We start from the raw sequence: 26,347 nt of genomic DNA, 5'->3' as shown, positions 1-26,347 counted from the left end.
CGTCAGTACCCCAGAGGCGGCAAGGGCCGCTCGTCCGGTTCGGCAACCAGCATCTCGCTTGTGTCGTCGGTCTTGAGATCCTGATAGGCGCGGTAGGTCAGGACGAGCAAAAAGGCGAGAAACGAAAAGGAGATGACGATCGCCGTCAGGATCAGCGCCTGCGGCAACGGATTGGCGGCTGCGTTATCGAGCGTGCTCGCTCCCTTCCGGATGATGGGCGGCACTTCGGGCGTGACCCTGCCGGCCGTGAACAGCAAGAGATTGACGGCATTGCCCAGAATGGCGATGCCGAGCATGATGCGGATCGAGTATCGCGACAGCATCAGGTAGATCGCGGCGGAAAAGAAGAGGCCGACGACACCGGCAAAGACGGCCTCCATCAATCCACCTCCCGCTCTTCGAGCGCAAGCGCAATCGAGGTAATGGCCCCGACGACGACCAGATAGACGCCGGTATCGAAGAGCATGACGGTGGAAAGCGCCACCTCCATGCCGAAGAGGTGCGGGTAGATCCACAGACCCGTCATGAACGGCACACCGGCAAAGACGGACAGAAAGCCGGCGACGGTCGCCGCCAGCAGGCCGAAGCCGGCAATCGTCAGCGGATGAAAGACGATTGCGCGCCGGACCGCGGTGACGCCACAGGCAATGCCGTAGATCGCCAGCGCCGAGGCGGCGATCAAGCCGCCGATAAAGCCGCCGCCGGGCTCGTTGTGGCCGCGCAGCAGCACGAAGACGGAGAAGAGCAGCATCAGGGCGGTCAGAAACGGCGCGGCGGTGCGAAAGATCAGCGTATTCATGAGCGCTCGGCCTCCATCCCTTCGCCAGGACCGGGCGGCTCCTCAAGATCGGGGTCGTTGGCCGCAAGCTTGCGCTCGCCCCCGGCGCGGATACGGATCAGCGCCAGAATGGCAAGGCCGGTCATGGCGACGACGGCGATCTCGCCCAGCGTATCCGTGCCGCGGAAATCGACGATGATGACATTCACCACGTTGTCGCCGTGCGCGATCAGTTTCGAATACTGATTGAAAAAGGCGGTCAGCGTCAGATCGAAAGGCGCCTCGGTCGTCTTCAGCAACAGGAGCGAAAAGCCGATGCCGCAGGCCATGGCGAGTACCGCATGCGCGACCCTCGTCAACGGCGGCCGGCGATCGGAAGGCGAAAGCCGCAGGCGCGTCATTACCAGCGCCAGGATGACGACGGAAAGGGTCTCGACCATGAACTGCGTGAAGGACAGATCCGGCGCGCCGAACAAAAGGAAGATAAGCGCGACTGCAAAGCCCTGAATGCCGAGCGAAACGATCGCCGTCAGCCGGTCTCGCGCAAATACGACGGCGGCAACGCCGATGATGGCGATCAGGAAGATCGTCGCCTCATGCCATTGCAGGCTCGGCCATGCGGGCATATCGGGCAGCTCGCCGTGAATTGCGAGAGGTATCAACAGCATCGCCGCCAGGCTGATGAAGGTGACGGTGACGTAGGTTTCCAGCCGACCCGGCTGCAGAATGCGCGACGCGCCATGCGACAACCGCACCAGTCCGGAGATGAAACCGTCAAAACCGCGATCCGGCCCGGGCCCGAGGGCACGCAGGACGACGGCCATCAGGAGGCGTGCGCGATCGAGCTGCCAGTAGACGAGGATGCCGATCAGCACGGTCACGACGGAGAGGGCGAGCGGCACGCCGACGTGCGGCAGCAGCGAAACCGATATTTCCAGCCGGCCGCCACCAACGGCGCTTGCCATCGGCGAAGACACGTAGCCGTGCCATTCGCCTGAAAACAAAGCCGACAGGATGCCCAGCAGGGCCAGCACCACCGGCCCGAGCCAGAGCAACGGCGGCGCTTCATGCGGATGGCGCGGCGTCTCCGTCAGCGGCCCGACGAAGGGCTTCAGCGCCACGGCAAAGGCGATGGCGAACATCAGCGCATTGCCCGCCACCGCGATGACCGTCAGGATGACCGCACCCGGCGATGCCTGCGCCAGCGCGGCATAAATCTCCTCCTTGGCGAGGAAGCCGAAAGCGGGCGGCAGACCGCCCATCGAGACGGCGGCGGCCAGTGCTGCGGCAAAGGTCAGCGGCATGGCGGAGCGCAGGCCGCCGAGCCGGGTGATGTCGCGCGTTCCCGTCTCATGGTCGACGATGCCGGCAACCATGAACAGCGCGCCCTTGAACAGCGAATGCGCCACCAGATAGAGGACGGCCGCTTCGACGGCATAGTCGGTGCCGAAGCCGGTCAGCAACACGAGCAGGCCGAGCGAGGAAACCGTCGTATAGGCGAGCTTCAGCTTCAAATCGGTCTGGCGGATCGCAAGCAGGGTTCCGACGAGCAGCGTCGCCGCGCCGAAAACCGGCAGGATCGTCTCCCAGGCCATGGTGCCCCCCATGACGGGGTTGAGCCGCATCAGCAGATAGACGCCGGCCTTCACCATCGTCGCCGAATGGAGGTAGGCCGAGACCGGCGTCGGCGCTTCCATGGCGTTCGGCAACCAGAAGTGAAACGGAAACTGCGCCGACTTGGTGAAGGCGCCGCCGAGGACCAGCGTCAGGGCGACAGGATAGAGCGGGTTCGCGCGCAGGGCGTCGCCGGCTTTCAGGAGATCGGACATCGAACCGGCGCCGGTGATCTGCCAGATCAACAGCAAGCCCGCCAGCAGCAGCAGCCCTCCTCCGCCGGTCACGACCAGCGCCTGCAGCGCCGCGCGGCGCGACGCTTCGCGCTGATGGTCGAAGCCGATCAGCAGGAACGAGGTGATAGAGGTCAGCTCCCAGAAGACGAAGAGGGTGAGGAAACTGTCCGAAACGACCAATCCCAGCATCGAGCCCATGAACAGGAAGATGAAGGAGAAGAAGCGCCCGAGATCGGGATGGCCCTTCAGATAGCCGCCTGCATAAAGGACGATCAGCGTGCCGATGCCGGTGATGAGCAAGGCAAAGGTCAGCGAAAGACCGTCGATCAGCCAGGAAAACCGCAGATCGAGGCTCGGCACCCAATCAAACCCGCCCCGTCCGGCTTGGCCGCCGGCTACGATGGGCAGAAATCCGGCGAAATGGAGAAAGGCAAGGGCCGGAAGCAACGCCAAAGGCCAGGCCGCGCGATGACCCAGCTGCCGAACGGCTAAGGGCGCGATCAGCGCGCCAAGAAAAGGCAGGCATAGAGCCAGGAATGTCAGGCCCGCGGCTGCGGCCATATATCCCCCCTTGCTGAAAGGTCCTGCGAAATCCGCCGAAGCCGACGTTGAGCAGCAGGGATAGGCGAAAGGGTGCACCGTCTCAAGTCCTGCGCGACAAAAACCGGCGTTAAACCACCGAAATCGGCGTTTGATCCGGCGCCGCGAAGATGTTGCGAATGGTTGCCGCCGCCTGCGGCTTGGCGAACCGAAGGCAATGTCGGCCAAACGGCTAATTCTGCATGGCTCGCAATGAAGCTGTAACGAATTTGCGCTAATTTGCGCTTGTTTCTGGAATCGCTATGGAGTTCGCGCCGAAAATTGCGCTATTCTTGATCGGTTTGCAGATCCCGCTTCCCGGAAACCGCAATGCTCGCCCGCCTGATCGCTCTCCTGCTTCTTTGCCCCGCGTCGGCATTTGCCGCCGACTGGTGGTCCTATGACAATGCGGGCTTCGGCTACGCGATCGAGCTGCCGTCGGAGTTCCACCTCGCAACGCCGTCGGGCGACGCAAACCGGCTCTCGCTGTGGCCGGCCGACCGGTCCGCCAGCCTGCAGGTCTTCGGCACCGTTGCCGCCAACGGAGACTTCACGACGGAGGCAAACGGGCGCGTGGCGCTTGCCAGGAATGAAGGCTGGAAGATCTCCTACGCCAAGTCGAACTCGCGCGGCATCAGCTTTTCGGGCACAAGGCAAGGGCGCATCGTCTATGTGCGCGGCGTCGCTCTCTGCAACGGGGCTGCCGCCTTCTTTCAGATGGACTATTCGAAGACCGACATGCAGCGCTATGACGTCATGGTCATGCGCCTGGTCCGAAGCCTGCGCTCGACGAAAAAATGCGCTCCGACAGCCCAGATCGTCAAAAGTTTCCCGGCGACAGGCTGAAGCAGGTCAGCACGGCCGAATAGTGCACGGCGGCGGCGGCAATAACAAAACCGTGCCAGATGGCGTTCTGGAAACGCAGTCTCTCCCATACGTGAAAGATCACCCCGAGCGAATAGATCACCCCGCCGATGAGGATGAGCAGCAGCGAGGCGAACGGGATATAGCCCGATATCGGCTTGACAACGAGGATGCCGCTCCAGCCCATGGCGAGATAAAGCAGGATCGCCAGCCGGTCGTAGCGCCCGGGAAAAAGACATTTCAGGACGATGCCGAAGGCGGCGAAAACCCAGACGGCGATCAGGACGGCAAACAGCAGCGGATCTTCCGCCCCCCGTTCGAGGAAGGGCGTGTAGGTGGCGGCGATCAGGACGTAGATGAAGGAGTGATCGAAGCGCCGGAGAAACCATTTCGTCCGGGAGACGGGCCACAGATTGTAAGTGAAGGACATGGCAAGCGTCAGAACCAGACCGATGCTGTAGATCCACGCAGCGGCAATCTCGCCGCAGGACCTCCAGACGGTGGCATAGAAGATCAGGACGGTGCCGCCGATCAGCGCGAAAACCACGCCGACACCGTTGACGATGCTGTCAGCGATGATCTCGTAGCGGTCATAGGCCCAGCGGATGCCTCTGTATTCGGCCATTTCAACTCGTTCCGTACCGGTCGGCGCCGACGCGATTTTTGCATCTGGGCGATGCGGAAGCAACTGCGCCAAACGCGCACATCGATAAAACTTCGTGAATGCCGCGCTTCGCGCGAGTTCCCGTATCGTCAACGGCAAGCGAACGCTCAGTGCGCAATTTATGATCTTCTGTGAACAATCGAAATCCGCCATATCATTGCGCAAGTACGGCGGACGGAGGATATCAAGAGGCATATCAACCGGCGAAACTCTCCTGCCCGCCAATGACGGCTCCCCTGCCGTCTCCGCCGGTTGCCTTTTCAAGAACATCGAGGTTGGAAGTAACCCCATGACCGAAGCCGCCCCCTCCTATGCGCTCACGCGCCCCGCCTATGTCGGCCAATCGCATCTCGTCGTCACCGACCTGCCGCAGGTGTCGCACTTCTATCAGGACATGCTAGGCCTGAAGGTGATCGAGAAGACGGCGAGCGGCGAAGTTCTGGGCGTTGGCGGCCAGCCTCTCCTGACGCTGACGACGGATCGTGCCGCGGCGCGCGCGCCGAGAACGGCCGCCGGCCTGTTCCACACCGCCTTCCTCATGCCGAGCCGCACGGAGCTTGCGCGCTGGCTTCGCCATGCCGCGCATAACAATGTCGTTCTGGACGGCGCTTCGGACCATATCGTCAGCGAAGCCATCTATCTGTCCGACCCGGAGGGCAACGGCATCGAGATCTACGCCGACCGGCCGCACGAGGAATGGACATTTCACGATGACGGCACGGTCGAGATGGCCACCCTTCGGCTCGACCTCCAAAAGCTTTACGAAAGTGCCCCGCAGGATCGCTGGGACGGCATGGCCGAGGGCTCGGCCATCGGCCATATCCACCTGCAGGTCGGCGACGTTGCGGAAGCCAACGCCTTCTATCGCGACGTGCTCGGCATGAAGGTCATGGCTGCGCGCTACCCCGGCGCCACCTTCCTTGCCACCGGCGGCTATCATCATCATCTCGGCGCCAATACCTGGAACAGCCGCGGCGCGGGCGTGCGCTCCGAGCACATGACCGGCCTTTCCGACTATACGCTGCGCTTCAACGACAAAGCCACTCTCGACAAGGCCGTCGCGGCCCTGGAGCAGCACGAAATCAAGACTGAGAAGCGCGACGGCGGCGTGTCGCTGCGTGATCCGTGGGGTATCGGGCTCAATCTCGTCGCGTGATTCTTCGGGCGGCGAGCGTTAATTAAAGACCCGTTGTGGAACCGCAACGGGTCTTTCGCGTTTGAGTAGCGAGGCAATTCTGCCTTCGGGGACTTTCTGGGCATGGAATTCGACAAGATCGCCGCCAACCGGCCGGATGCAGCAACGGCGCAGGCAGCCGGCGCAGGCATCGGTAGAAACATGCCGCACGCGCTCGCCGACGATGCCGAGAGCTCCGATCTCCTCGATGGGGCCGGCCGGGCCAGGCTTGCCACGGCCTCCGCCTGGGCAACCATAGGCATCTTCCTCATACTGGCGCTGGCCGGCGTCTACATGATGTCCATCATCCTCATTCCGGTGACGCTCGCCATCGTCGTCGGCATGATTCTCGGCCTTGCGGCGGAGAAGCTGAGCAAGCTCGGCGTGCCCCGCGTCCTGAACGCCGTTCTGCTGTCGTCGGCGGTGGCGCTGGTGATTTTTCTGATCATCAACGCGCTTGCAGGGCCGGTCGCCAAGCTCGCGCAGGAAGCGCCCGACTTCTTCCAGCGCACCTCCGACCGGCTGATGCCCTATCTCGACCGGTTCAAATGGCTGCACATTTCGCCGGAAACCCTTCAGAGCGGCCCGATGTCCGTCAGCACACTGCTGGAAAACAGCGGCAACGTGCTGCATGTGGTGTCCAACAGCCTGACGCCGGCCATCGTGCAGATCCTGATCTTCTTCGCGGCGCTGCTGCTTTTCCTCGCCGGCCGGATCAGCCTGCGCAAGACGATCATCATGACCTTCTCGCGCCGGACATCGCGGCTGAACGCGATCCGCATCATCAATGCGGTGGAGCGGGTGCTCGGCTTCTACTTCGCGACCGCCTCGCTGATCTATGCCGGCGTCGGCGTCGCCATGACCGTTATCGCCTATGTCGGCGGCATGAGCGTGCCGCTGCTGTGGGGCGTCTTCGCTTTCGTCGCCAGCTTCGTTCCGTTCCTCGGCGTCACGACGATGACGATCGCTCTGGCGATTGCCGGCATCGTTACCCATTCGGACATCATCTTCGGCCTCGCTCCGGCTGCGGCGTTCTTTGCCGTGCACATGGCCGTGGAAAACCTGGCTTTTCCCGCAATCATGGGCCGCCAATGGGAGCTCAACCCCTTTGTCGTCTTTCTTGCCATCATCTTCTGGACATGGATGTGGGGTGCCGTCGGCGCCATGCTCGCGCTGCCGCTGTCGCTGATCGTCATGACCGTCGTCGACGAGCTTTTCATCGAGGAAAAGACGCAGCCGCAATTGCCGGGCTAGCGCAATTCCTGGAAAAGCGCACCGCGGTTTTCCTTCCGGAATCGCGTAAAAACAAGGAGATGGAGCGGCTCGGCGATTTCGTGAAACGTGGAACCGGCTCTGGCGCCCGGCCGATCAGTTCGTCGTGCCGCCGTCCCCGTTTTCGGGAATATCCTCGAGGCGAACGAACTGCACGCCCCTTGCCTTCAGCGCGAGAATGCTTGCCGCAACTCCCTCGCCGGCCGAATGCGTCGGCTGGTTGATGTGGGAAATGATGACATCGCCGTCCTTGGCGGAGGCATATTGCTTCTCCACCATCTTGGCCGGCAGAAGCGAGCCGCTGTCGCCGTTTACCGAGTAGCCGGCGATGCGGTAGCCCATGCCGCGGATCTGGGCGATGGCCGAGAGGCTGTACTTTGCGGTCGCGCCGCGGAACCAGTGCGGCTGCGGAATGCCCGCTGCGATCATCGCATCGGCGCCGCCCTTGACCTCCTGGGCGACCGCCTGCGGCGAGCCGGCGGCGGGTATGCCGTAGATCCTGGTCGGAACGTCGACGGCCGGGATATGGTTCTGCCCGTGATTCTCCAGCTCGAAAAGATCGGGATGCGCCAGGAAGACCGAAAGCGCCTCGGGGTTGGTGCGCAGCCAGCGGGCGGTGACGAAGATCGTCGCCGGGATGCGCTGATCGACAAGCGTGCTCAGAATGCGCGGATCGGTCTTGCCCATGCAGGCGTCGAAGGTGAGCGCGATGCGGGGAGCGCCCTTCCCCGCCCGGTCGACGTGGAGATGCGGCTCCAGGAGCTTGATCTTCGAAGCCGGCGCCTTCGGCGGCAGTTGCGGCCAGCCGGCGGGCGGTTGCTCCGGCTGCGCGGCAAGGGCTGCCTGCGCGGCAAGCAGGATCGTGGATGTCAGCAAAAGGCGTTTCATCGGCAGCTACCGGGTAGATCGAGGAAAAAGAAACTCGTGGGCTGGACGCACGAGTTTCGTCCGGCCCGCTTGCTCGCCATCCTCCGGCAACACGCCGGAAATATGGCAAACCGGCGGCGATCGTGTCTATTTCACATCACAAGCGCGCCAGGCATCGAAGCCCCGAAGTCCGGGCTTCAACCTGACCGCGTCTATGCTACGATTGATATGAGACTGCCGTAGCACTATCTGCGTATTTTCCGTGCTCCCGAAGAGAGACATGCATGAGTCGCGATCCTTATGAAGTTTTAGGTGTGAAGCGGGACGCCCCGCAAAAGGATATACAAAGCGCCTATCGCAAGCTTGCCAAGAAGCTGCACCCAGATCTCAATCCCGGCGACAAGCAGGCCGAGGACAAATTCAAGGAAGTTTCGTCCGCATACGGCATCCTCGGCGACGAGGAGAAGCGCGGGCGGTTCGACCGCGGCGAGATCGACAGCAGCGGTGCCGAGCAGGCGCCGCGCAACTATTACCGCGACTACGCGGCCCAGGAAGGCCAGCGCGGTCCCTACCAGAATACGGGCGGCTTTGCCGATTTCGGCGATGCCGACGATATATTTTCCAGCTTCTTCTCGCGGCGCAGCCGAGGCCAATCCCAGATGCAGGGTCAAGACCGTCATTACACGATGGAGGTCGACTTTCTGGACGCCATCAACGGTGCAAAGAAGCAGATCAGCCTGCCCGAGGGACCGGCGCTCGACGTTCAGATTCCGCCGGGCACGCGCGACGGACAGACGCTGCGCCTGAAGGGCAAGGGAGATCCCGGCTTCGGCGGCGGCGCTGCCGGCGATGCGCTGATCGCCGTGCATGTCCGCCCCCACCGCTTCTATACCCGCGACGGCGACGATATCCGCATGGAGCTGCCGATTTCCCTGCCGGAGGCGGTGCTCGGCGGCAAGATCCGGGTGCCCACGCCCTCCGGCGCCGTCACCGTCACGCTGCCGCCGAACTCCAACACGGGCAAGGTGCTGCGCCTGAAAGGCAAGGGCGCGCCTGTGCGCGGCAAGGAAAACGGCGACGCCTATGTCTCCCTGAAGATCGTTCTGCCGGATACGCCGGACCCCGAGCTGACGCGCTTCGTTTCCGATTGGGAGGCCGGCAAGGCGCAAGATCCCAGAAAGACGATGGGAGGATAAGCGATGGATGAGAGCGAGTTTCGACTGCATCTCCAAATCGAGACCACGGTGCTGGAAGTCTGGGTCTCCCAGGGCTGGGTGGTGCCCGAAGTCACGGATCGGGGCCGGAATTTCCGCGAAGCCGATATCGCGCGCGGCCGGCTCATCCTCGATCTGAGCAGGGCGATGGGCGTCAACGAGCCCGGCGTCGATGTCGTCATGGATCTGGTGGATCAACTTCACAGCCTCAGGGCGACGTTGCGCGACCTGACGGATGCCGTGCGCCGGCAGCCGTTCGATGTGCAGGAGCATATCCTGTCCGAGCTGACGCGCGTGGAAGCGCTGAAGCGGCGGTAGCGTCCAATCCGCTTCCAGCTATGGCAACCTCGAAATGAACCGTGGTCGCCATAGCTCCTCGCGAAGCGATGCGAGCGCCCGGAGCGTTTCCGCTTTCATTTGAATCGCGAAAACGCTCTATCCTTTTGTTTTGACGCAATTCCGGACGGAAAACCGCTACGCAGTTTTCCTGGAATTGCTCAGTCGTAGAGGTAATGTTCCTGCCAGGCGCCGCGCGGCACCTTTTCGCCGATCTGATAGCTCATATCCCGAACGTGGATATGCTGCGGGCCGGTAACACATTTATACGAGAGGTGATACCAGTCGCCCTTGCTGCGGAACACCGCGCCGGGGGCGTCCATCGCATCCGGTTTCATATCCGGATCGCCGAACGTATAGGCGATGACCTTGTCCGGTTTGAAGCCCGTCTTGTCCGTTCCGATCCGTTTCATGGCTTCGGCATCGCATGCCTGTTCCATCCGCTCAGAGGGATCGAGCTTTTCCAATTGCTTCTTCATGGCCGGATCGACGGCGAAGGCGGAGCTGGCAATGGAAGCCAATGGAATAAGGATGGCAACGAGTTTCAGCATAAAGACCGGTCCCTTGCATTGTTTTGGATTTGAGCGCGTCCGTTCCATCAGGGAAGGCGTTTGACCGCCTTTATGTCGACGCACTGTATGCCGACTTCGGTAAAGAATGTGGTCTCATCAAGGCAGCGCGCCATCCGGCTCCTCCAAGCTGCCCGTTCGTTCGAGACTAAGGTTGGCGGCTTGCATGAAGCTTGACGGACAGACTTGGCGCTTGAACCTCACGTCGGCGCCCTCTATTTCTCTCTTCAATTCACATTAGACTTTCACGCCACAGAAAGCGCTCCAGTGTCAGTTTTCAAGAATCTCCCCACCCCGCCGGCTGCCCCGAAAAAGCCGTTCACGGACACACGTCACGGCATTGCCCGCACCGACGATTATGCGTGGCTGCGTGCCGACAACTGGCAGGCGATGTTCAAGGACCCTTCGATTCTCGCGCCGGAAATCCGGACGCATCTGGAAGCCGAGAACAGCTACATGAACGCCGCGATGGCGGACACGAAGGACCTGCAGAAGATCCTTTTCGGCGAGATGAAAGGCCGGATCAAGGAGGACGACAGTTCGGTGCCGATGAAGGATGGCCCTTATGCCTACGGCACATTCTTCGTCACCGGCGGCGAGCAACCGCGCTTCTTCCGTGAACCGCGCGACGGCGGCGACCGCAAGCTGCTGCTGAACGGCGACAAGGAGAATGAAGGAAAATCCTATTTCCGCCTTTCCGGCCTCGACCATTCCTCCGACCACAGCCACGGCATCTGGGGCTATGACGACAAGGGCTCGGAATATTTCACGCTGAAGATCCGCAACTTCGAGACCGGCGAGGATCTCTCCGACGTAATCGAGAATACCGGCGGCGATTCGGTCTGGGCGCCCGACGGCAAAAGCTTCTTCTACACGCTGCAGGACGAGAATCATCGCCCCTCGAAGATCTTCCACCATATCATCGGCACGCCGCAGTCCGAGGACCGGCTCGTCTACGAGGAAGAGGATCCGGGCTTCTTCATGGGCGTCGGCGGCTCGTTGCTGGACGACTATATCTTCATCGATATCCACGACCATGAAACCAGCGAATATCGCATCATCCCCACCTCCGACCTGACGGCAGAACCGAAGATCGTCGCCGAGCGCGAAACCGGCATCGAATACGAGATTACCGAGGGCGGAGACGTCTTCTACATTCTCACCAACGACGGCGACGCCAAGGATTTCAAGATCATGGAGACGCCGGCGGAGAAGCCGGGCAAGGAAAACTGGCGCGAGGTCGTGGCGCACAAGCCCGGCACGCTGATCCTCAGCCACCTCGCCTATGCCCGCCATCTCATCTGGCTGGAGCGCAAGGACGGCCTGCCGCGCATCATCATCCGCGACCGCCGTAGCGGCGAGGAACATGCGATCGCTTTCGAAGAAGAAGCCTATTCGCTCGGCCTCCAGGGCGCTGCTGAATACGACACGGATGTCATCCGCTTCTCCTATTCCTCGATGACGACGCCGAGCCAGCTCTACGACTACAACATGGTGACGCGCGAGCGCACCCTTCTGAAAACGCAGGAAGTGCCTTCGGGACACGACCCGGCCGACTATGTGACGCGCCGCGTCTTTGCGCCGGCCTGGGACGGCGAGCGGGTGCCGGTGACGCTGCTTTACCGCAAGGACACGCCGCTCGACGGTTCCGCACCCTGCCTGCTCTACGGCTACGGCGCCTATGGCGTGACCATTCCGGCCGGCTTCAACACCAATTGCCTGTCGCTGGCGGATCGCGGCTTCATCTATGCCATCGCCCATATCCGCGGCGGCAAGGACAAGGGCTTTGCCTGGTACGAAGATGGCAAGATGGCCAAGAAGACCAATACCTTCAAGGACTTCATCGCAGCGGCCGACTATCTGAATCAGGAGAAGTTCACCTCTTACGCGAAGATCATCGCCGAGGGCGGATCGGCCGGCGGCATGTTGATGGGCGCCGTCGCCAACATGGCGCCGGAGAAATTCGCCGGCATCATCGCCGCCGTACCCTTCGTCGACGTGCTCAACACCATGCTCGACGACACACTGCCGCTGACGCCGCCGGAATGGCCGGAATGGGGCAACCCGATCGACAGCAAAGAGGAATACGAACAGATCGCCGCCTACAGCCCCTATGACAATGTCGGCGAAAAGCCCTATCCGCCTATCCTGGCGCTCGGCGGTCTCACCGACCCGCGCGTCACCTACTGGGAGCCGGCGAAATGGGTCGCCAAGCTGCGCGATAGGACGACGGGCAGCGCCCCCATCCTGCTGAAGACGAACATGGATGCCGGCCACGGCGGCGCGTCCGGCCGTTTCCAGCGCCTGGAGGAAGTGGCGTTCGAATATGCCTTCGCCGTCAAGGTCGCCGGGAAGATGTAAGCCGAACAACGGCGGGAGTGAGCCATGACTGTCTTCGTCGCCCTGCTGCGGGCCGTCAATGTCGGCGGCACCGGCATGCTGTCCATGGCCGACCTGAAAGCGCTTTGCGAAGGGATCGGCTTTACGGATGTCAGCACCTACATCCAGAGCGGCAACGTGCTCTTCCGCACCGCTGACGATGAGGCAACGGTCCAGGCGCGGCTCGAACAGGCGCTGGCGGAGAAGATGGGCCAATCCCCCGGCGTGATCCTGCGCAGCCGCGAAGCGCTGGAAAGGGCGGCGGAAAATTCGCCCTTCCCGCATGCCAAGCCGAACTACCTGCTCGTGACCTTCCTGCGGGACGAAGCACCGAAGGACGCGCTGGACAAGCTCGTCGCGCCCGGCGGCGAAGAAGTACACATCGCCGGCAGAGAGATCTATGTGCACTACCCCGACGGCTCGGGACGCTCCAAATTGAAGCTGCCAGCGCTGAAGGCGGGGACCTCGCGAAATCTCAATACGGTGCGCAAGCTTGCGGAGATGGCGCGGGAGCTGGAGGAGAGCGGAAATTGAGATCGGCGATAGCAAAGCCGATCAGGACATGCGCCTTGCACCTCCTGCGCGACAGCCCTACCTTAGAGGCATGAGCTCAACTCTTCACGACGATACCACGCGTCAGGCGCCGCCGGTCGCTTTCGACAACAGCTATGCGCGCCTGCCGCCGCAGTTCTTCGCGGACCAGGCGCCGACACCGGTTGCCGCGCCAGGGCTGATCAAGTTCAACGAGGCGCTGGCGCGGGAACTCGGACTGGAGGTCGATGCGCTGGGCCGAAATGCTGCGGCGATCTTTTCCGGAAACGAGCTGCTGCAGGGATCGCGGCCGATCGCCATGGCCTATGCCGGGCACCAGTTCGGCAATTTCGTACCGCAGCTCGGCGACGGCCGTGCCATTCTCCTCGGCGAAGTGAAGGACCGCAACGGCAGGCGCCGCGACATACAGCTCAAGGGCCCGGGGCCGACGCCGTTTTCCCGCCGAGGCGACGGGCGCGCGGCACTCGGCCCGGTCTTGCGCGAATATATCGTCAGCGAGGCCATGCACGCTCTCGGCATCCCGACGACCCGGGCGCTGGCCGCAGTGACCACGGGCGAGGCTGTTTATCGCGAGCAGGTGCTGCCCGGCGCGATCCTTACGCGCGTGGCGGCGAGCCATATCCGCGTCGGCACGTTCCAGTTCTTCGCGGCACGCGGCGATACGGAAAGCGTGAAGACGCTGGCGGATCATGTCATCGCACGACACTACCCGGAAATCGGAGACCGGGCGAACCCCTATCTGTCGCTGCTGGAAGCCGTGGCCGAGCGGCAGGCGGCCCTGATCGCGCGCTGGCTGCATGTCGGCTTCATCCACGGCGTGATGAATACCGACAACATGACTGTATCGGGCGAGACGATCGATTTCGGTCCGTGCGCCTTCATGGACGTTTACGATCCGGCGACCGTCTTCTCCTCGATCGACCGCAACGGCCGCTATGCCTATGCCAACCAGCCGGCCATCGGCCAATGGAATCTGGCACGCCTCGGCGAGACGCTGATTCCGCTGATCGATCCGTCCGCCGATGTAGCGATCGACCTGGCGAATACCATCATCAAGGCCTATGGCGAACGCTTTCAGGCCCATTGGCTCTCGGGCATGCGGGCCAAGATCGGCCTTGCAAGCGAGGAGGATGGCGATCTCGAGCTGATCCAGTCGCTGCTGGCGACAATGCAGCAGCAGGGTGCGGACTTCACGCTCACCTTCCGCCGGCTTGCCGCCCTTGCCGCGGACGAGGACACTGCCGATTTCGCCGCCACTTTTCAGGAACCCCAATCCGTCGCGCCATGGCTCGAACGCTGGCGCGAGCGACTTGGCCGCGATCCGCAGACGCCGGCAGCGCGCGCGGCCGCCATGCGCAGGGTCAATCCGGCCTTCATTCCCCGCAATCATCGAATCCAGCAGGCCATCGAGGCTGCGGTCGAAGATGGCGATTTTTCCCTGTTCGAAGCTCTGCTGAAAGTGCTCGCAACTCCCTACGAAGAGCAGCCGGCCTTCGCGCCCTATGCGGAGCCTCCGCTGCCGTCCGAGCGGGTGCTCCAGACCTTCTGCGGCACCTGAGGGCATCGCGGCATAAGCCCCGGGCAGGCTTTCAGAGTCATCCTTTCCTCAACCCGCAGGGAGATATGACGATGAAAGTGCATCACAGCACCCAGAACTATTTCAGCACGCCGATCCGCAGCCAGCAGAGCAGCGACAGCGACGACAGCACGCCTTTCACGCTGCCGGACGATGGCGGTGGCGAGCAAGGCGATCAGCAAGGACCTTCCATTTCATCCAGCGGCATCCCCTCTTCCATTTCGTCCGGCCTCTGGCTCAGCCAGTTCGGCGATTCCTCGTCCTCAACATCGGAGTCAACCGAGGATCAATCGGGCGCGAGCGCTTCCGGCAGCAGTTCAGCCTCAGCAAGCAAGCAATCGAACCAGGATATTCTGGACGAGTTTGCCAAATGGGCGAACATGACGCCGGCTGAAAAGATTCGCGCGCAATATCTGGAAGCGCACGGCCTGACGGAAGATTCCTTCAAAGCGCTTTCCGCCGACGACCAGAAGGCGATCAACGATCAGATCGCCGATGAGATCAAGCAGAAGCTGGGCGCCAGCAATGGTGATGGCGACAAGGAAACGGACAGCGCAGCCTCGGCACTCTCACTCGTCTGAGCAAGCTGCAAGATCACATGAAGACGATACGATCCTGATTCACATCCTGATCGTATCGTCCTGTTTTTATTATCGATATTTTACTATTGGCCGACCATTCCGGTCACGATCCTGCTGACTTCGGCAAAGACCGCCTCGACATCTTTCGCAGGCGCGGTTGCCTCGGCAACGAACGTGGTAACCAGAACAGGGCCGCGTTCCGGCGGCCAGATCACGGCGATGTCGGCATAGGAACCATTGTTGCCCGTACCGGTCTTGTCGCCGACTTTCCATTCCTTGGGCAAGCCCGCGCGCAGGCGATTATTGCCCGTCGTGTTGCCGACCAGCCAGTTGACGAGCTGGTCCCTCGACGTTTCCGACAGCGTATTTCCCAGCGTCAGAAGCCCGATGCTGTCCAGTATCGCATCCGGGGTCGTCGTATCGCGCGGATCGTCCTTGACCGCCTGGTTGACATCGGGCTCGTTGCGGTCGAGGCGGGTTTCCGTGTCGCCCGTGGTGCGCAGCCAGGAGGTCAGCGCGGCGGGGCCGCCGAAGCTTTCGAGCAGCAGATTGCCTGCCGTATTGTCGCTCAGCGTAATCGCAGCCCCGCACAGCTCGGCCACGGTCATGCCGTCGGTGCCGGCATGTTTTTCGGTCTCGGGCGAATAGGTGACGACCTTATCCTTGCCGTAGGTGACGCGACGGTCGAGCTTTTCCGCGCCCTGGTCGACACGCGCCAGTACGAAGCCGACGGCAAGCGCCTTGTAGGTGCTGCACAGGGGAAACCGCTCTTCCTCGCGATGGCCTAGGGAAATGTTGGTTTCGGTGTCGAGCACGGAAACGCCGAGCCGGCCACCGGTCTTCTTTTCCAGGTCGCCAAGCTGCTTGTCGACATCGTCGGACAATTGCGAATTATCCTGGGTCGCGCCGCTGCCCCCCATATCCTCGCCATTGGCATCGGGCGCCGCCGGATTATCCGTTGCCGGCGGCGTCTGAGAGGCCGCGCCGCTATCCTCAGCGAATAGAGCCCCGGGGCCGAGTGTCAGCGCGGGAAAAAGCAGCGCCGAGCCCGCCATGAGGCGGCGGCGGGTGAGCAATATGGGCATGCGAAGGGCCTCCAGCAGAATCGGGCAGATTGTGGGCTATGCGAGGAATATGGCAAGCCTCTGACCTGTCCGATTGCTAGCGGATTTTATGCCGCCTTGTCGACCGTAACTTCGACGGTCACATGGGAGAGTTCGTGAACATCGGCAAGCCGTGCCTTGTAGAAAGACGGGTCCCGGGACACGGGCGTCGCGACCGCGACGATCGCGGCATGATGCCCCGGACCGACCTGCCAGACATGAAGATCGGTGATGCGATCCTCGCCCGTCTCGATGGCCTCGCGAATCTCGTCCGGCAGAGCTTCGCCGTGCGGGATGAAATCGAGCAGAACGGCGCCGGATGCGCGCAGCAGGCTCCACGACCATTGCAGGATCACCAGACCGCCGACGATACCCATAACGGGATCGAGGAAGGTCCAGCCGAATCGGCTACCGAGCAAAAGGGCAACGATGGCGAGAACCGAGGTCATCGCGTCGGCAATGACGTGGACATAGACGGAGCGCAGATTGTTGTCCCTGCCGCTGCCATGGCCATGATGGTGATCGCCGTCATGCTCGTGAGCATGGGCATGGCTATGATGATGGCTGTGATCGTCGCGCAGGAGCCAGGCGCTGACGAGATTGACGACGAGGCCGGCGGCCGCGATGGCGATGGCTTCCCGGAAGTTGATCGCCACGGGGTCAAGCAGTCGCAGCACGCTCTCCCAGCCCATGATCAGCGCGATCAGCGCCAGCACGATGGCACTGGCAAAACCCGCGAGATCGCCAAGCTTCCCGGTGCCGAAAGTGAAGCGCGCATTGTGCGCATGCCGGCGGGCATAGAGATAGGCGAGAACCGAAATCAGCATGGCGCTGACATGGGTCGACATGTGCCAGCCATCGGCAAGCAGCGCCATCGAACCATAGATCGTCCCTGCACCGATCTCGACCACCATCATCACGGCCGTCAATGCGATGACAAGCCGGATACGGCGCTCGTTGCGTTCGTGATCGGAACCAAGAAAGACGTGGCTATGGCCCATCTCGGGGGAAATACTCATGACATCGGCCTTCCGTTGAACATTCAGCTTCTCGATTTTTCGCATGCCGTCAGCGCAAGTCCGCCGCGCGTTTTTATGCGGCGTGCCCCGATCATCGCAGATAGGTCTTCAGCACGTCGGCTATCTCATCGACCGCCTGCCGGCGGGCCTCCTCGCTTTCGGCATGGAGGACATGCTCATGCAGATGATCTTCCAGGATCTCTCCGGTCAGGCCGGTCAGCGCGCCGCGAATGGAGGCAAGCAGCTGCAGCACCTCCCCGCAGGGCCGCTCGGCTTCCAGCGCCCGCTCCACCGCCTCCATCTGCCCTTTGAGGCGGCGGATGCGGGAAAGGAGCTTGGCTTGTTGACGAATGGTATGGGACATTGCAGCCTCGAATTATAATATAGGGGGGTATACTATTTTCAATGATGGATGGGAAGCGGTCTCTTGAAGCGGCGGCGGCCGGATCGGATGACCGCGGAAACCCGGCGCAATTCTCCATCGCTTGTGCCCGACCTTGTAATTTCCCCGGCTTGTCACCTATATTGCTCTAGAGACTAGAGCTATCGAGAGGATATGCGATGCTGACGATCGGCGATTTATCCAGGCGCACCGGCGTGAAAGTGCCGACGATCCGGTATTACGAGCAGATGGGGCTGATCTCGGAGCCGGAACGCAGCGAAGGCAACCAGCGGCGCTATTCCAGAAGCGATCTGGAGCGTCTCGCCTTCATCCGGCATGGCCGCGATCTCGGCCTGACCATCGATGCCATCAAGGAGCTGATTTCACTCAGCCAGCATCCGGACCGTCCCTGCGTCGGCGCCGACCGCATTGCCAGGGAGCATCTGGAGGACGTGCGCACCAAGATCGCCCGGCTGAAGAAGCTGGAGCACGAGCTGGAGCGCATCGTCTCGCATTGCGACGGCCATAGCATCGAAGACTGCTATGTGATCCGCGCGCTGTCCGATCACGGCCTCTGCGAGGGAGAGCATTGAGCCCCATTGACAAATCCGCCAAAGCGGATCATTGATGCGCCCATGATCACGCACGCGCTCCATAATTGCTCGTATTTTTGGCTGTACCTGTAAGGGGCGGCCACGACAGATCATATTGTCAACAAGCCGCCGTCAGGCGGCTTTGTTGTATCGGCAGCGTCCTGACGGCTCATCGAAAAAACAAGGACGCAGAATGCCATGCTAGACGATAGCGAAATCTCACTCCTCCGCCCGCCGGTGCTCACCATCCGCAATGCGCAGCCGCGCGACCTGCCGGAACTGAACGACATGATCCGGCTGCTGGCCGCACATCACGGCGATCCCTCGGGTACGACGCCGGACCAGCTCGAACGCGATCTGTTCGGCCCGGTGCCGTGGATCACGGCGCTGGTGGCCGAAGGCGAGCATGGACTGCTCGGCTACGCCATCCTCGTACCGCTCTACAAGGCGCAGGAAGGGCAGCGGGGCATGGACCTGCATCATCTCTTCGTGCGTGACGGCCATCGCGGCCACGGCGTCGGTCAGCATCTCGTCGACCGCGCCCGCGATATCGCGCGCAAGGCCGGCTGCAGCTACCTTTCGGTCGGGGCTGCCACGGGCAATTTCCAGGCCCATCGCTTCTATGAAAACATGGATTTCAAGCCGCGGCCCGTCACCGGCATGCGCTACCTGCAGGCATTGGCCTGATGCCGGCCTTTAACGGGATCGCCGTCGACTGCTCCAAGCTTTAGCGATCGATGGCGATCCCGCGGCCTGCGAAGAACCTGCCGAACGTGTCCAACGGCAGCTCCGCATTCTCCCGCGTCGCGGCGATATGGCCTGACGGATTGTGGAAGCGGATTCTGTTCCCGTCGAGCGCCGTCACCAGCACCAGATGACCGCCCTTGGCCGGCGGCTCGGTTTCCGGCCAGCGAATGGAATGATGGACCGACGCGATGAAGAATTCCGATTGCGCCAGGATATCGGCGATGTCGGCAACGGAAATGCCGGTGACGACCCTGGCGTTCAGATCGAAACGATCCCGGACGAAGGGCACGAACGGCGCATAGATCAGCCCCTTGATCCTGCCATCCGGCTCCTCGACATAGCCGCCGTAATCCCTGCATCTCATGGCGAGATCCATGATCGGGACCACTTTGCCGGTGCGGGCGGCAAGTACCATCTTCAGGCAAGCCATGCCGCAGAGATTGGCCGCCCAATGGGCATACTCCTCGACATTGCGAGCGCCGGACGACGCCCAGAGCGGGTCCCTCAGCAAGGCCGAACGAGCGCCCTCCGCCACGACCGCCAAGGTCATGTCAGGCGTTTCCCACTGGCTGAAATAAGGAACCTTTTGCGTCACTCTCGCGTCCACGAGCACCCCCTCCGTTGACGAATCCCGTAGCTGTAAGTTGATGAGAAATGCGCTAGAAAGATGGCTATCGACCTGAGCCTGCAACTGGAGGTGCGCCTTGGAGCAGCGGTTCACATTCGACGGCGTTGCCAGCCTCTACAACACCTCGCGCCCAGCCTATCCAGACGCGCTTTTTGCAGACATCGTTGCGTTCTGCGGGTTGGAGACCAAAGACGAAATTCTCGAGATCGGATGCGGCACGGGACAGGCAACGGAAGGTTTTGCCCGCTGCGGCTTCTCCGTTCTCGCACTCGATCCCGGCGCGGAGCTGATTGCGGTCGCACGGGAGAGATTGGCGGGATTTCCGCAAGTGCGGTTCCAGCAAACCACTTTCGAAGCATGGCCAGACGAGCCAGGAAACTTCAAACTGATGGTGGCAGCCCAATCCTTCCATTGGGTTTCGCCGGAACTGCGCTTCGCCAAGACGGCCGCCCTCCTCGCACCCGGAGGAGCACTTGCGATCTTCGGCAATGTGCCGATGACGCCTGAGCAGCCGCTTGCGGGACGGTTCGCCGCGATCTATGCCCGTTGTGCTCCACAGCTCGCCGGACCGCCCGTGGAAGCCTGGTATCTGCCTGAAGGTCCCTTCTCCGAAGAGCTTCGACGGTCCGACAATTTCGAAACACCGGTTCATCACTGCTATCGCTGGAGCCGGCTGCACACCGCGCGAAGCTATACCGACCTGCTGCGCACGCTCTCAAGCTACCGGCTTCTGGCCGAGAATCAAAGGGAAGCGCTGCTTTCAGAGCTTGCAGATGCCATCAGCGCTCAGGACGGTGAATTCGAGCTGCATTATGAAACGCATCTCTATCTCGCTGGACGCGCGAGCGCAGCCTAAGTACCGATCCGGCCTATTTCGCCGGCAACGCCTTCAGATAGGCCGCAATTGCCTCGCGATCGGTGCCGGGCAGATGGGCTATGTTCTGCTGGACTTCCGCCATCGAGCCGCCGGCGGAATCGTAGTCCGGGGTGAAGCCGGTTTCGAGGTAATTGGCGATATCGCCAGCGCTCCAGCTGCCGATTGCCTTCGACCCCGGCGTGATATCCGGGATCTGGCCCTTGCCCTCGGGATTGGGCGCTCCGGCCAGCCATTGGCCGCTCAGGAAACCGCCGAGGCTGTCGCGCGGTGTGTGGCATTCACCGCAATGGCCCGGCCCTTCCACCAGATACTGCCCGCGTTTGATCTTCGCGTCGGCTTTGGCGAGAACGACGCGCGGCTGGTCGTTGAGATAGAGGAACTTCCAGCCGCCGAGCGCCAGCCGGATGTCGAAAGGAAAGGGCAGCTCGTGCGGCGGGGCGACATTATCGCTCTTCGGCAGCGTCTTCAGAAAGCCCCAGAGATCGTTGATGTCCTTGTCGCTCATGCGGATATAGGAGCCGTAGGGAAAGGACGGATAGAGATGTTCGCCGTTTTTGCCGACGCCGCGCTTCATGGCGTTGCCGAAATCGGCAAGGGTCCAGCTGCCGAGCCCGGCCTTCTCGTCCGGCGAGATATTCGGCACATGGAAGGTGCCGAAGGGACTGTTGAGCGCCAGGCCGCCCGAAAGCACCAGCTTGGCGTCTCCCTGAGCGCCGGGGGCGGCGTGACAGCTCGTGCAGCCGCCCGCCCAGAAGACCATCTCGCCATTCTTGATGTCGGGATCGCCAAGATTAGCCCAATGACTTGCCGGCAGGGGCGAAGGCGCCGTGATCACATAGAATGCGCCACAGCCGAGGACGATCACGCCGAACAGACAAAGCAGCCACCGGATAAACCGCGCCATCACACCTACCCCCTTTGCCTCCGCTCCGAAGCCATGAAGCTCCGCGCCGGCGGCAAGACCGGTGCGGATGCCAGAACAGATTTTCAGAGCCTTGCCGCGTTTCTTCGAATCCCGAATGGCTCCGGGCTTTTGCTTTCACGCAACTCCGAGCGGAAAACCGCGACGCGCTTTTCCTGGAATTGCTCCGGACGAGGCCGGCCTACCGCTTAGTCTTTCTTGATGCGGTAGGCCTGATGACAGGCGCCGCAGCTGCCTCCGAGGGTCTTCAGCGTCGCGCCGACGCCGGCCCTGTCGGCGGGGAGTTGCGCGAGCGCTGTCTCGGCATCGCCGGAAAGCTTGGCGGCCTTCGCCTTGAAGTCATCGAGATTATCCCAGATCTTCGGGTTGACCTCGGCATCGCTCTTGTCGCTCTGCGGGTCGAACTGGTCCGGGAAAGCTTTCGCGGTTTCGGCAATGGTCGTCAGCGACGCCTTGACGATGTCGGCATCATAGGGCTTGTCGCCCTTTGCAATCGCGCCGAGAGCCCCCGTGGCGCCGCCGATCTTCTTCATCATCCCGATGCGGGAGTCATGCGTGCCATCGGCCGCGACGACCGAACCGAGCGCGATACCGGCCAGAGCCGTTGCCGCCACAATCGCTTTCCACTTCATTTCGTTCTCCTACCTCTCCAAGTGATCGAGACCGCATATGCGGCCGGCGCATGATTACGAGCGTCATGTTTGCCGGTTTCCCCTCGGGGATGAAGTCACAAAGTGGTGAGAGCCGAGTGAAATCAGTGTCATGCTGCCGACACACTCATTCGCCGCATCAGCCCTCACGCCATTTTGAGGCCCTCCCAGACGGTGAACACCGAAACCGCGACGAGCAGCAGCCCGGCCGCGCGGCCGGCAAGGGCGGTTGCCTGCGGATTCGCAACCAGCAGGTCGCGGCTTCGGCCGGCGGTGATGGCGAGACCTCCGTAGACGGCAAACTGCGTTGCGATGGTCATGGTTCCCATAATCACGGCCTGCATCCAAACCGGGCCGTAATCCGGCTTCAGGAACTGCGGGTACACGGCAAAGATGAAGAGATAGGCCTTGGGATTGATCAGGCAAGTGACCGCACCCTGCCGGAACGCTTTCCAGGCCGAGCGGCTGCCGGCGGGACCTCCATGGCCGACGGTGATGGAACTGCGCATCAGCGTGAAGCCAATGAAGGCCATATAGGCGCCGCCGGCAACCAGCAGCGGATTGAAGAGAATGGGCACGAAATGCATCAGCAGGCCGACGCCGATGGCGCCGTTCAAAGAGTGCACCACGCCGCCGAGCATGATGCCGCCCGTCGCGGCAAGCCCCCGATTGCTGCCTCCCGTCAGGGAGTTGGCGAGCACGAACAGCATGTCCATGCCCGGAACGATGATGATGCCCAGAAGGAGAAGAAAGAAAAGCCAGAGATTTTCCGCGTAGCCCATGTCAGTTGCCTATCGTCCTCTCCATTGAAACAGGAGGCGAAATGGTTGATTTTCAAGTCGATAGGCGATCTTATAAATTGGGCCAACTGACGGGGTATTGTCAGTAGGCTTCATCCTGAGGGTATGAAATGCGCAAGGCGTCGCGCCTGTTCGAGATCATCCAGATCCTGCGGTTGGCCAGACGGCCGGTGACGGGAGCCGACATCGCCGCTCAGCTGGAGGTGACGGTTCGCTCGGTCTATCGCGATATCGCCGCACTTCAGGCGATGCGGGTGCCGATCGAGGGCGAACGCGGCATCGGCTACATCTTGCGGCCAGGCTTCGACCTGCCGCCGCTGATGTTCTCGATCGAGGAAATGGAGGCGATCGTGCTGGCGCTGGCGCTGCTGGAACGCACCGGCGACGCCGAGTTGAAACAGGCCGCCAAGCGCGTGAGCGCCAAGGTCGCCGGCGCCGTGCCGCCGCCGTTGCGTCAGGCCCTCGATGCCAATGCGCTGCATGCCTGGGGCTTCGCGGCCCCCTCGGCCGCAGCAATCGATCTGGCGCTGGTGCGCCGCGCCATCCGCGACGAGGAAAAACTCGACATTGCCTATCGGGACGAACTCGGCCGCGCTACCGAGCGCATCATCCGGCCGATCGCGCTGATCTATTACGCCGAAACGGCCAATATCGTCGCCTGGTGCGAGTTGCGCCAGGCGATCCGCAATTTCCGCAGCGACCGGATCGAGGATTGCCGGCCGACCGGGCTCCGGTTCAAGGGCGAAGGCGACGGGTTGCGGCAGATATGGGTGAACGGCTGGCAGACGGACACCTCGGCCGCGGCGGGCTGACACCCTGCAAGACGTCAGGCGGCCCGATCCCGGCAGTCAGAGGCCGGCGCTATCGTATGAGCATCAGCGCAAAGCCAATGTCCTGCTCGCCTCGCGCCCGAAGCCAGCGATCTCGAGCCGATCCTCGTATACATCGACGATAGCATAGGCGTTGCTGTCGATGGTATCGACCATGCCCATGAAATTGACGAAATAGGTTCCGTCGGCAATCCCGAAATTACCGGCGTGGTTATGACCGCTGAAATAGGCGACGACATGATCGTGCGCCGCCAGGAGTTCCAGCATGCGGGCGCTGTTCAGGGCATTGTGGGTATTTTCCGGGAAGACCGGGTAATGGTTCATGACCACGACCTTCTCGCCGGACGCCTTCGCCTCGCGCAGTTTGGCGACAAGCCAGTCATACTGAGTATCGCCGATGGCCGCGTTCCAGCGCTGGCCATTGGGTGCGCCGGTGCTTTCCAGCGCCTTCATGAGCGCCCTCGCCTCCTCCCGTCGAGGATCGCCTTCCGGCGGCGCGAAGACACTGATCTCGTTACCGTCCAGCACGATGAACCGATAGCCTGAATGGCCGAAATCGTAATAGGCCGATGCCATGCCCACCCGCGCCGACACGGTGCCGAGATGGTCGGGCGCCACGGCGAAATCGTGATTGCCGAGCAGGAAATAGGTGCGGTGGCGCAACGTCTCGTAAACGGGCAGGACGGCATCGAAGCTCCTCCACTCGCGATCGATAATATCGCCGAGCGTGATGACGAAAGCCAGGTCGTGCCGGTTGAATTCCTCTATCGCCTCACGAAGCTTGACGAGGCTGTTTGCGGGATAGCGATCGAGGGTCAGATTGGGTTCAAGATCGGCATATTGCGGATCGGCGACGACACCAAAGCGGAAGAGCGGTGTGGACGGCATTTGGTCTCCTTGGACCGGCAAGCGGCACATGGATAGATTACGAGGGGTTACTGGATAAGAAAACACCCGACGTCATAAAGACGCCGGGTGCGATAGCCAGCCTGTACGGCAACCTTACTTGGTCGCGGCTTCGTAGCGCTCGAGGACATAGTCCCAGTTGATCAGGCTGTCGATGAAGGCTTCGAGATACTTCGGACGCAGGTTGCGATAGTCGATGTAGTAGGAGTGTTCCCAAACGTCGACGCCGAGAATCGGGTTCGCACCGTGAACGAGCGGGTTTTCGCCGTTCGGGGTCTTGGAGATTTCAAGCTTGCCGTTCTTGACGGAAACCCATGCCCAGCCCGAGCCGAACTGCGTGGCGCCGGCAGCGGCGAAATCGGCCTTGAACTTGTCATAGCCGCCGAGATCGGAAGCAAACGCTGCTTCGAGCTTGCCCGGCAGCTTGTTGCCGCCGCCGCCCTTCTTCATCCACTTCCAGAAATGGATGTGGTTGTAGTGCTGGGCTGCATTGTTGAAGAGGCCGGCATTGGTGCCGAAAGACTTCTTTATGATCTCTTCGAGCGAAAGATCTGCAAGACCTGCTTCGGCGGCGAGCTTGTTGCCGTTATCGACATAGGCCTTGTGGTGCTTGTCGTGGTGATATTCGAGCGTCTCACGCGACATGAAGGGCGAAAGTGCATCGTAATCATAAGGAAGTTCAGGCAATACGAAAGCCATGGTCATATCTCCTCTTGGCAAAAAATTGCGTCGGCAGGTGAACCGGAACATAGGAGCGGTCGCCTGGAAGAGCAACCGGCGACATGCCAAAAAAGTTGCATGCGGGAGCAAAAATTGCCCTATTTTTCAATCGGGTATAGCATAGACTTAGAAATTTATCTTCCTGCATACGATGATGCCCGCATACATAGACGAACGCCGTTTCGGAATGCCGGCAAAGCCGGGCGCCGAGACAAGGTTCCGAATTTTCCGCCATGGTGAGGAATGCCTGTGACGATAGCCTGCCTGCACACCGCCGAAAGCAACATTGCGGTCTATGAAGTGGCGGCAAAGACCCTCGGGCTGCCGGCCGGAACGTTGCGTCATCATATCCGCGCCGACCTTCTTCGCGCTGCCGAGGAGGCGGGGCATTTAACGGCGGAGATTGCTGCGGAAACGGCCGCCTTGCTCCGGCATCTGGCCGAGGATGCCGATGCGGTCGTGCTCAATTGCTCGACCCTCGGTCCGGCAGCAACGGAAGCCGCCGCCGGTGCTGCGGCGCCGATCATACGCGCGGACGCGGCGCTCGCAGACGAAGCCGTTAAGGACGGCAGCAAGGTCGTCGTCCTCTGTACGGTCGAAACGACCATCGCTCCGACCACTGCCCTGTTCGATGCCGCAGCAAGGGCAACGGGGGTGGAGATCGAGGTTCGGCTGGTGCCGGGCGCATGGGCGCATTTCCGGGCGGGCAACCTCTCGGCCTATCTTGCAGCCATAGCCGATGCGGTCAAGGCGACGCATGACGAAGGTCCCGCTACGATCGCGTTTGCGCAGGCCTCGATGACCGATGCGATGCATCTGCTTGCGGAAGGCTATCCGAAGCCGATGAGCGGCCCGACGACCGCGCTCGCGGCGGCAAGGGCGAAGATCGCGGCTGGCTGAGCCCGCTTTCATCCC

29 protein-coding genes are annotated in these 26,347 nt (G+C 61.9%); 14 read left to right on the top strand and 15 right to left on the bottom strand.

Annotated elements, in window-relative coordinates; genetic code table 11:
* Window positions 1-2: 2 nt before the first annotated feature.
* From ACJJVH_RS03145 to ACJJVH_RS03135, 3 genes are read right to left on the bottom strand one after another with little or no spacing between them, the layout of a single operon-like run.
* Window positions 3-380, bottom strand: a complete 378-nt coding sequence (locus tag ACJJVH_RS03145) for a Na+/H+ antiporter subunit C (RefSeq protein WP_113358189.1) — start codon at window positions 378-380, stop codon at window positions 3-5.
* A complete protein-coding gene (locus tag ACJJVH_RS03140) occupies window positions 380-799 on the bottom strand; it encodes a Na+/H+ antiporter subunit B (protein WP_112796909.1) in 420 nt (139 codons plus the stop codon). Before ACJJVH_RS03140 ends, ACJJVH_RS03145 begins: the two co-directional genes overlap by 1 nt.
* On the bottom strand, window positions 796-3,189 hold the full coding sequence (locus ACJJVH_RS03135; protein ID WP_412064726.1) for a putative monovalent cation/H+ antiporter subunit A: 2,394 nt from the start codon (window positions 3,187-3,189) through the stop codon (window positions 796-798). The genes ACJJVH_RS03140 and ACJJVH_RS03135 overlap by 4 nt, the downstream gene beginning before the upstream one ends.
* Before the next feature lie 348 nt (window positions 3,190-3,537).
* On the opposite strand from ACJJVH_RS03135, the gene ACJJVH_RS03130 reads away from it, so the two are divergent.
* On the top strand, window positions 3,538-4,053 hold the full coding sequence (locus ACJJVH_RS03130; RefSeq protein WP_113358192.1) for a hypothetical protein: 516 nt from the start codon (window positions 3,538-3,540) through the stop codon (window positions 4,051-4,053).
* On the opposite strand, the gene trhA is transcribed toward ACJJVH_RS03130, so the two are convergent.
* Window positions 4,028-4,696 carry a PAQR family membrane homeostasis protein TrhA gene (trhA, locus tag ACJJVH_RS03125; RefSeq protein ID WP_112796903.1) on the bottom strand — a complete coding sequence of 223 codons (669 nt, stop codon included), beginning with the start codon at window positions 4,694-4,696 and terminating at the stop codon, window positions 4,028-4,030. The genes ACJJVH_RS03130 and trhA overlap by 26 nt on opposite strands.
* Window positions 4,697-5,024: 328 nt before the next feature.
* On the opposite strand from trhA, the gene ACJJVH_RS03120 reads away from it, so the two are divergent.
* Both ACJJVH_RS03120 and ACJJVH_RS03115 read left to right on the top strand, forming a co-directional pair.
* A complete protein-coding gene (locus ACJJVH_RS03120; RefSeq protein ID WP_112796901.1) occupies window positions 5,025-5,891 on the top strand; it encodes a VOC family protein in 867 nt (288 codons plus the stop codon).
* 102 nt (window positions 5,892-5,993) lie between these two features.
* Window positions 5,994-7,163, top strand: a complete 1,170-nt coding sequence (locus ACJJVH_RS03115; RefSeq protein WP_113502714.1) for an AI-2E family transporter — start codon at window positions 5,994-5,996, stop codon at window positions 7,161-7,163.
* Between the two features lie 114 nt (window positions 7,164-7,277).
* Here the strand turns inward: ACJJVH_RS03115 and ACJJVH_RS03110 are convergent, their stop codons facing one another.
* Window positions 7,278-8,069: a polysaccharide deacetylase family protein gene (locus tag ACJJVH_RS03110; protein ID WP_113370321.1), complete on the bottom strand. Its 792-nt coding sequence runs from the start codon at window positions 8,067-8,069 to the stop codon at window positions 7,278-7,280.
* A gap of 263 nt (window positions 8,070-8,332) precedes the next feature.
* Here ACJJVH_RS03110 and ACJJVH_RS03105 point away from each other — a divergent pair, with 263 nt between their 5' ends.
* Entirely contained in the window at window positions 8,333-9,244 is a 912-nt protein-coding gene (locus ACJJVH_RS03105; protein WP_412064725.1) for a DnaJ C-terminal domain-containing protein, read from the top strand.
* A 3-nt stretch (window positions 9,245-9,247) separates the two neighbouring features.
* Window positions 9,248-9,580, top strand: a complete 333-nt coding sequence (locus ACJJVH_RS03100; protein ID WP_112796895.1) for a chaperone modulator CbpM — start codon at window positions 9,248-9,250, stop codon at window positions 9,578-9,580.
* A gap of 179 nt (window positions 9,581-9,759) precedes the next feature.
* Here ACJJVH_RS03100 and ACJJVH_RS03095 read toward each other — a convergent pair whose 3' ends face one another.
* Window positions 9,760-10,149 carry a DUF930 domain-containing protein gene (locus ACJJVH_RS03095; protein WP_112796893.1) on the bottom strand — a complete coding sequence of 130 codons (390 nt, stop codon included), beginning with the start codon at window positions 10,147-10,149 and terminating at the stop codon, window positions 9,760-9,762.
* Window positions 10,150-10,434: 285 nt separating this feature from the next.
* Between ACJJVH_RS03095 and ACJJVH_RS03090 the strand changes: the two genes are divergently transcribed.
* From ACJJVH_RS03090 to ACJJVH_RS03075, 4 genes are all read left to right on the top strand, one after another.
* The gene (locus tag ACJJVH_RS03090; protein ID WP_412064724.1) at window positions 10,435-12,528 is read left to right on the top strand and encodes a S9 family peptidase; all 2,094 of its coding nucleotides are present in this window, start codon (window positions 10,435-10,437) and stop codon (window positions 12,526-12,528) included.
* Between the two features lie 24 nt (window positions 12,529-12,552).
* Window positions 12,553-13,080, top strand: coding sequence for a DUF1697 domain-containing protein (locus tag ACJJVH_RS03085; RefSeq protein WP_113391822.1), 528 nt, complete (start codon window positions 12,553-12,555; stop codon window positions 13,078-13,080).
* 70 nt (window positions 13,081-13,150) lie between these two features.
* A complete protein-coding gene (locus ACJJVH_RS03080) occupies window positions 13,151-14,656 on the top strand; it encodes a protein adenylyltransferase SelO (protein ID WP_412064723.1) in 1,506 nt (501 codons plus the stop codon).
* A 71-nt stretch (window positions 14,657-14,727) separates the two neighbouring features.
* Entirely contained in the window at window positions 14,728-15,255 is a 528-nt protein-coding gene (locus ACJJVH_RS03075; RefSeq protein WP_113358255.1) for a hypothetical protein, read from the top strand.
* 83 nt (window positions 15,256-15,338) lie between these two features.
* On the opposite strand, the gene bla is transcribed toward ACJJVH_RS03075, so the two are convergent.
* The 3 genes from bla to dmeR all read right to left on the bottom strand — a co-directional run bounded on the left by bla (window position 15,339) and on the right by dmeR (window position 17,741).
* Entirely contained in the window at window positions 15,339-16,340 is a 1,002-nt protein-coding gene (gene bla, locus ACJJVH_RS03070) for a class A beta-lactamase (protein ID WP_412064722.1), read from the bottom strand.
* Window positions 16,341-16,426: 86 nt separating this feature from the next.
* Window positions 16,427-17,377: a CDF family Co(II)/Ni(II) efflux transporter DmeF gene (gene dmeF / locus ACJJVH_RS03065; protein ID WP_113502784.1), complete on the bottom strand. Its 951-nt coding sequence runs from the start codon at window positions 17,375-17,377 to the stop codon at window positions 16,427-16,429.
* Between the two features lie 91 nt (window positions 17,378-17,468).
* Entirely contained in the window at window positions 17,469-17,741 is a 273-nt protein-coding gene (gene dmeR, locus ACJJVH_RS03060; protein WP_113502708.1) for a Ni(II)/Co(II)-sensing transcriptional repressor DmeR, read from the bottom strand.
* Between the two features lie 197 nt (window positions 17,742-17,938).
* Here dmeR and ACJJVH_RS03055 point away from each other — a divergent pair, with 197 nt between their 5' ends.
* Window positions 17,939-18,352, top strand: a complete 414-nt coding sequence (locus tag ACJJVH_RS03055) for a MerR family transcriptional regulator (RefSeq protein ID WP_112796884.1) — start codon at window positions 17,939-17,941, stop codon at window positions 18,350-18,352.
* A 198-nt stretch (window positions 18,353-18,550) separates the two neighbouring features.
* Entirely contained in the window at window positions 18,551-19,039 is a 489-nt protein-coding gene (locus tag ACJJVH_RS03050; protein ID WP_112796883.1) for a GNAT family N-acetyltransferase, read from the top strand.
* A gap of 40 nt (window positions 19,040-19,079) precedes the next feature.
* Here the strand turns inward: ACJJVH_RS03050 and ACJJVH_RS03045 are convergent, their stop codons facing one another.
* Window positions 19,080-19,694, bottom strand: a complete 615-nt coding sequence (locus ACJJVH_RS03045) for a C39 family peptidase (RefSeq protein ID WP_412064721.1) — start codon at window positions 19,692-19,694, stop codon at window positions 19,080-19,082.
* Window positions 19,695-19,803: 109 nt separating this feature from the next.
* Between ACJJVH_RS03045 and ACJJVH_RS03040 the strand changes: the two genes are divergently transcribed.
* Complete coding sequence (locus ACJJVH_RS03040) at window positions 19,804-20,583, top strand: methyltransferase domain-containing protein (protein ID WP_412064720.1); 780 nt, start codon at window positions 19,804-19,806, stop codon at window positions 20,581-20,583.
* A gap of 13 nt (window positions 20,584-20,596) precedes the next feature.
* Here ACJJVH_RS03040 and ACJJVH_RS03035 read toward each other — a convergent pair whose 3' ends face one another.
* The 3 genes from ACJJVH_RS03035 to ACJJVH_RS03025 form a co-directional block, all read right to left on the bottom strand.
* Entirely contained in the window at window positions 20,597-21,511 is a 915-nt protein-coding gene (locus ACJJVH_RS03035; protein ID WP_112796880.1) for a cytochrome c, read from the bottom strand.
* 203 nt (window positions 21,512-21,714) lie between these two features.
* Complete coding sequence (locus tag ACJJVH_RS03030; RefSeq protein ID WP_113405504.1) at window positions 21,715-22,158, bottom strand: cytochrome c; 444 nt, start codon at window positions 22,156-22,158, stop codon at window positions 21,715-21,717.
* Window positions 22,159-22,322: 164 nt separating this feature from the next.
* Window positions 22,323-22,958 (bottom strand): LysE family translocator, encoded by a 636-nt coding sequence (locus ACJJVH_RS03025; RefSeq protein WP_112796877.1) that lies wholly within the window; start codon window positions 22,956-22,958, stop codon window positions 22,323-22,325.
* A 128-nt stretch (window positions 22,959-23,086) separates the two neighbouring features.
* Here ACJJVH_RS03025 and ACJJVH_RS03020 point away from each other — a divergent pair, with 128 nt between their 5' ends.
* Window positions 23,087-23,788 carry a helix-turn-helix transcriptional regulator gene (locus ACJJVH_RS03020; RefSeq protein WP_412064719.1) on the top strand — a complete coding sequence of 234 codons (702 nt, stop codon included), beginning with the start codon at window positions 23,087-23,089 and terminating at the stop codon, window positions 23,786-23,788.
* A gap of 63 nt (window positions 23,789-23,851) precedes the next feature.
* On the opposite strand, the gene ACJJVH_RS03015 is transcribed toward ACJJVH_RS03020, so the two are convergent.
* Both ACJJVH_RS03015 and ACJJVH_RS03010 read right to left on the bottom strand, forming a co-directional pair.
* Window positions 23,852-24,694, bottom strand: a complete 843-nt coding sequence (locus tag ACJJVH_RS03015) for a metallophosphoesterase (RefSeq protein ID WP_412064718.1) — start codon at window positions 24,692-24,694, stop codon at window positions 23,852-23,854.
* Between the two features lie 114 nt (window positions 24,695-24,808).
* Entirely contained in the window at window positions 24,809-25,411 is a 603-nt protein-coding gene (locus tag ACJJVH_RS03010) for a superoxide dismutase (RefSeq protein ID WP_112797354.1), read from the bottom strand.
* Between the two features lie 270 nt (window positions 25,412-25,681).
* Here ACJJVH_RS03010 and ACJJVH_RS03005 point away from each other — a divergent pair, with 270 nt between their 5' ends.
* A complete protein-coding gene (locus ACJJVH_RS03005; protein ID WP_412064717.1) occupies window positions 25,682-26,332 on the top strand; it encodes an aspartate/glutamate racemase family protein in 651 nt (216 codons plus the stop codon).
* Window positions 26,333-26,347 lie beyond the last annotated feature (15 nt).

This window comes from Rhizobium sp. SYY.PMSO (assembly GCF_046840415.1).
GTDB lineage: Bacteria > Pseudomonadota > Alphaproteobacteria > Rhizobiales > Rhizobiaceae > Rhizobium.
The sequence above is the reverse complement of the archived record's forward strand: the minus strand, read 5'-3'. Positions and strand labels throughout refer to the sequence as shown.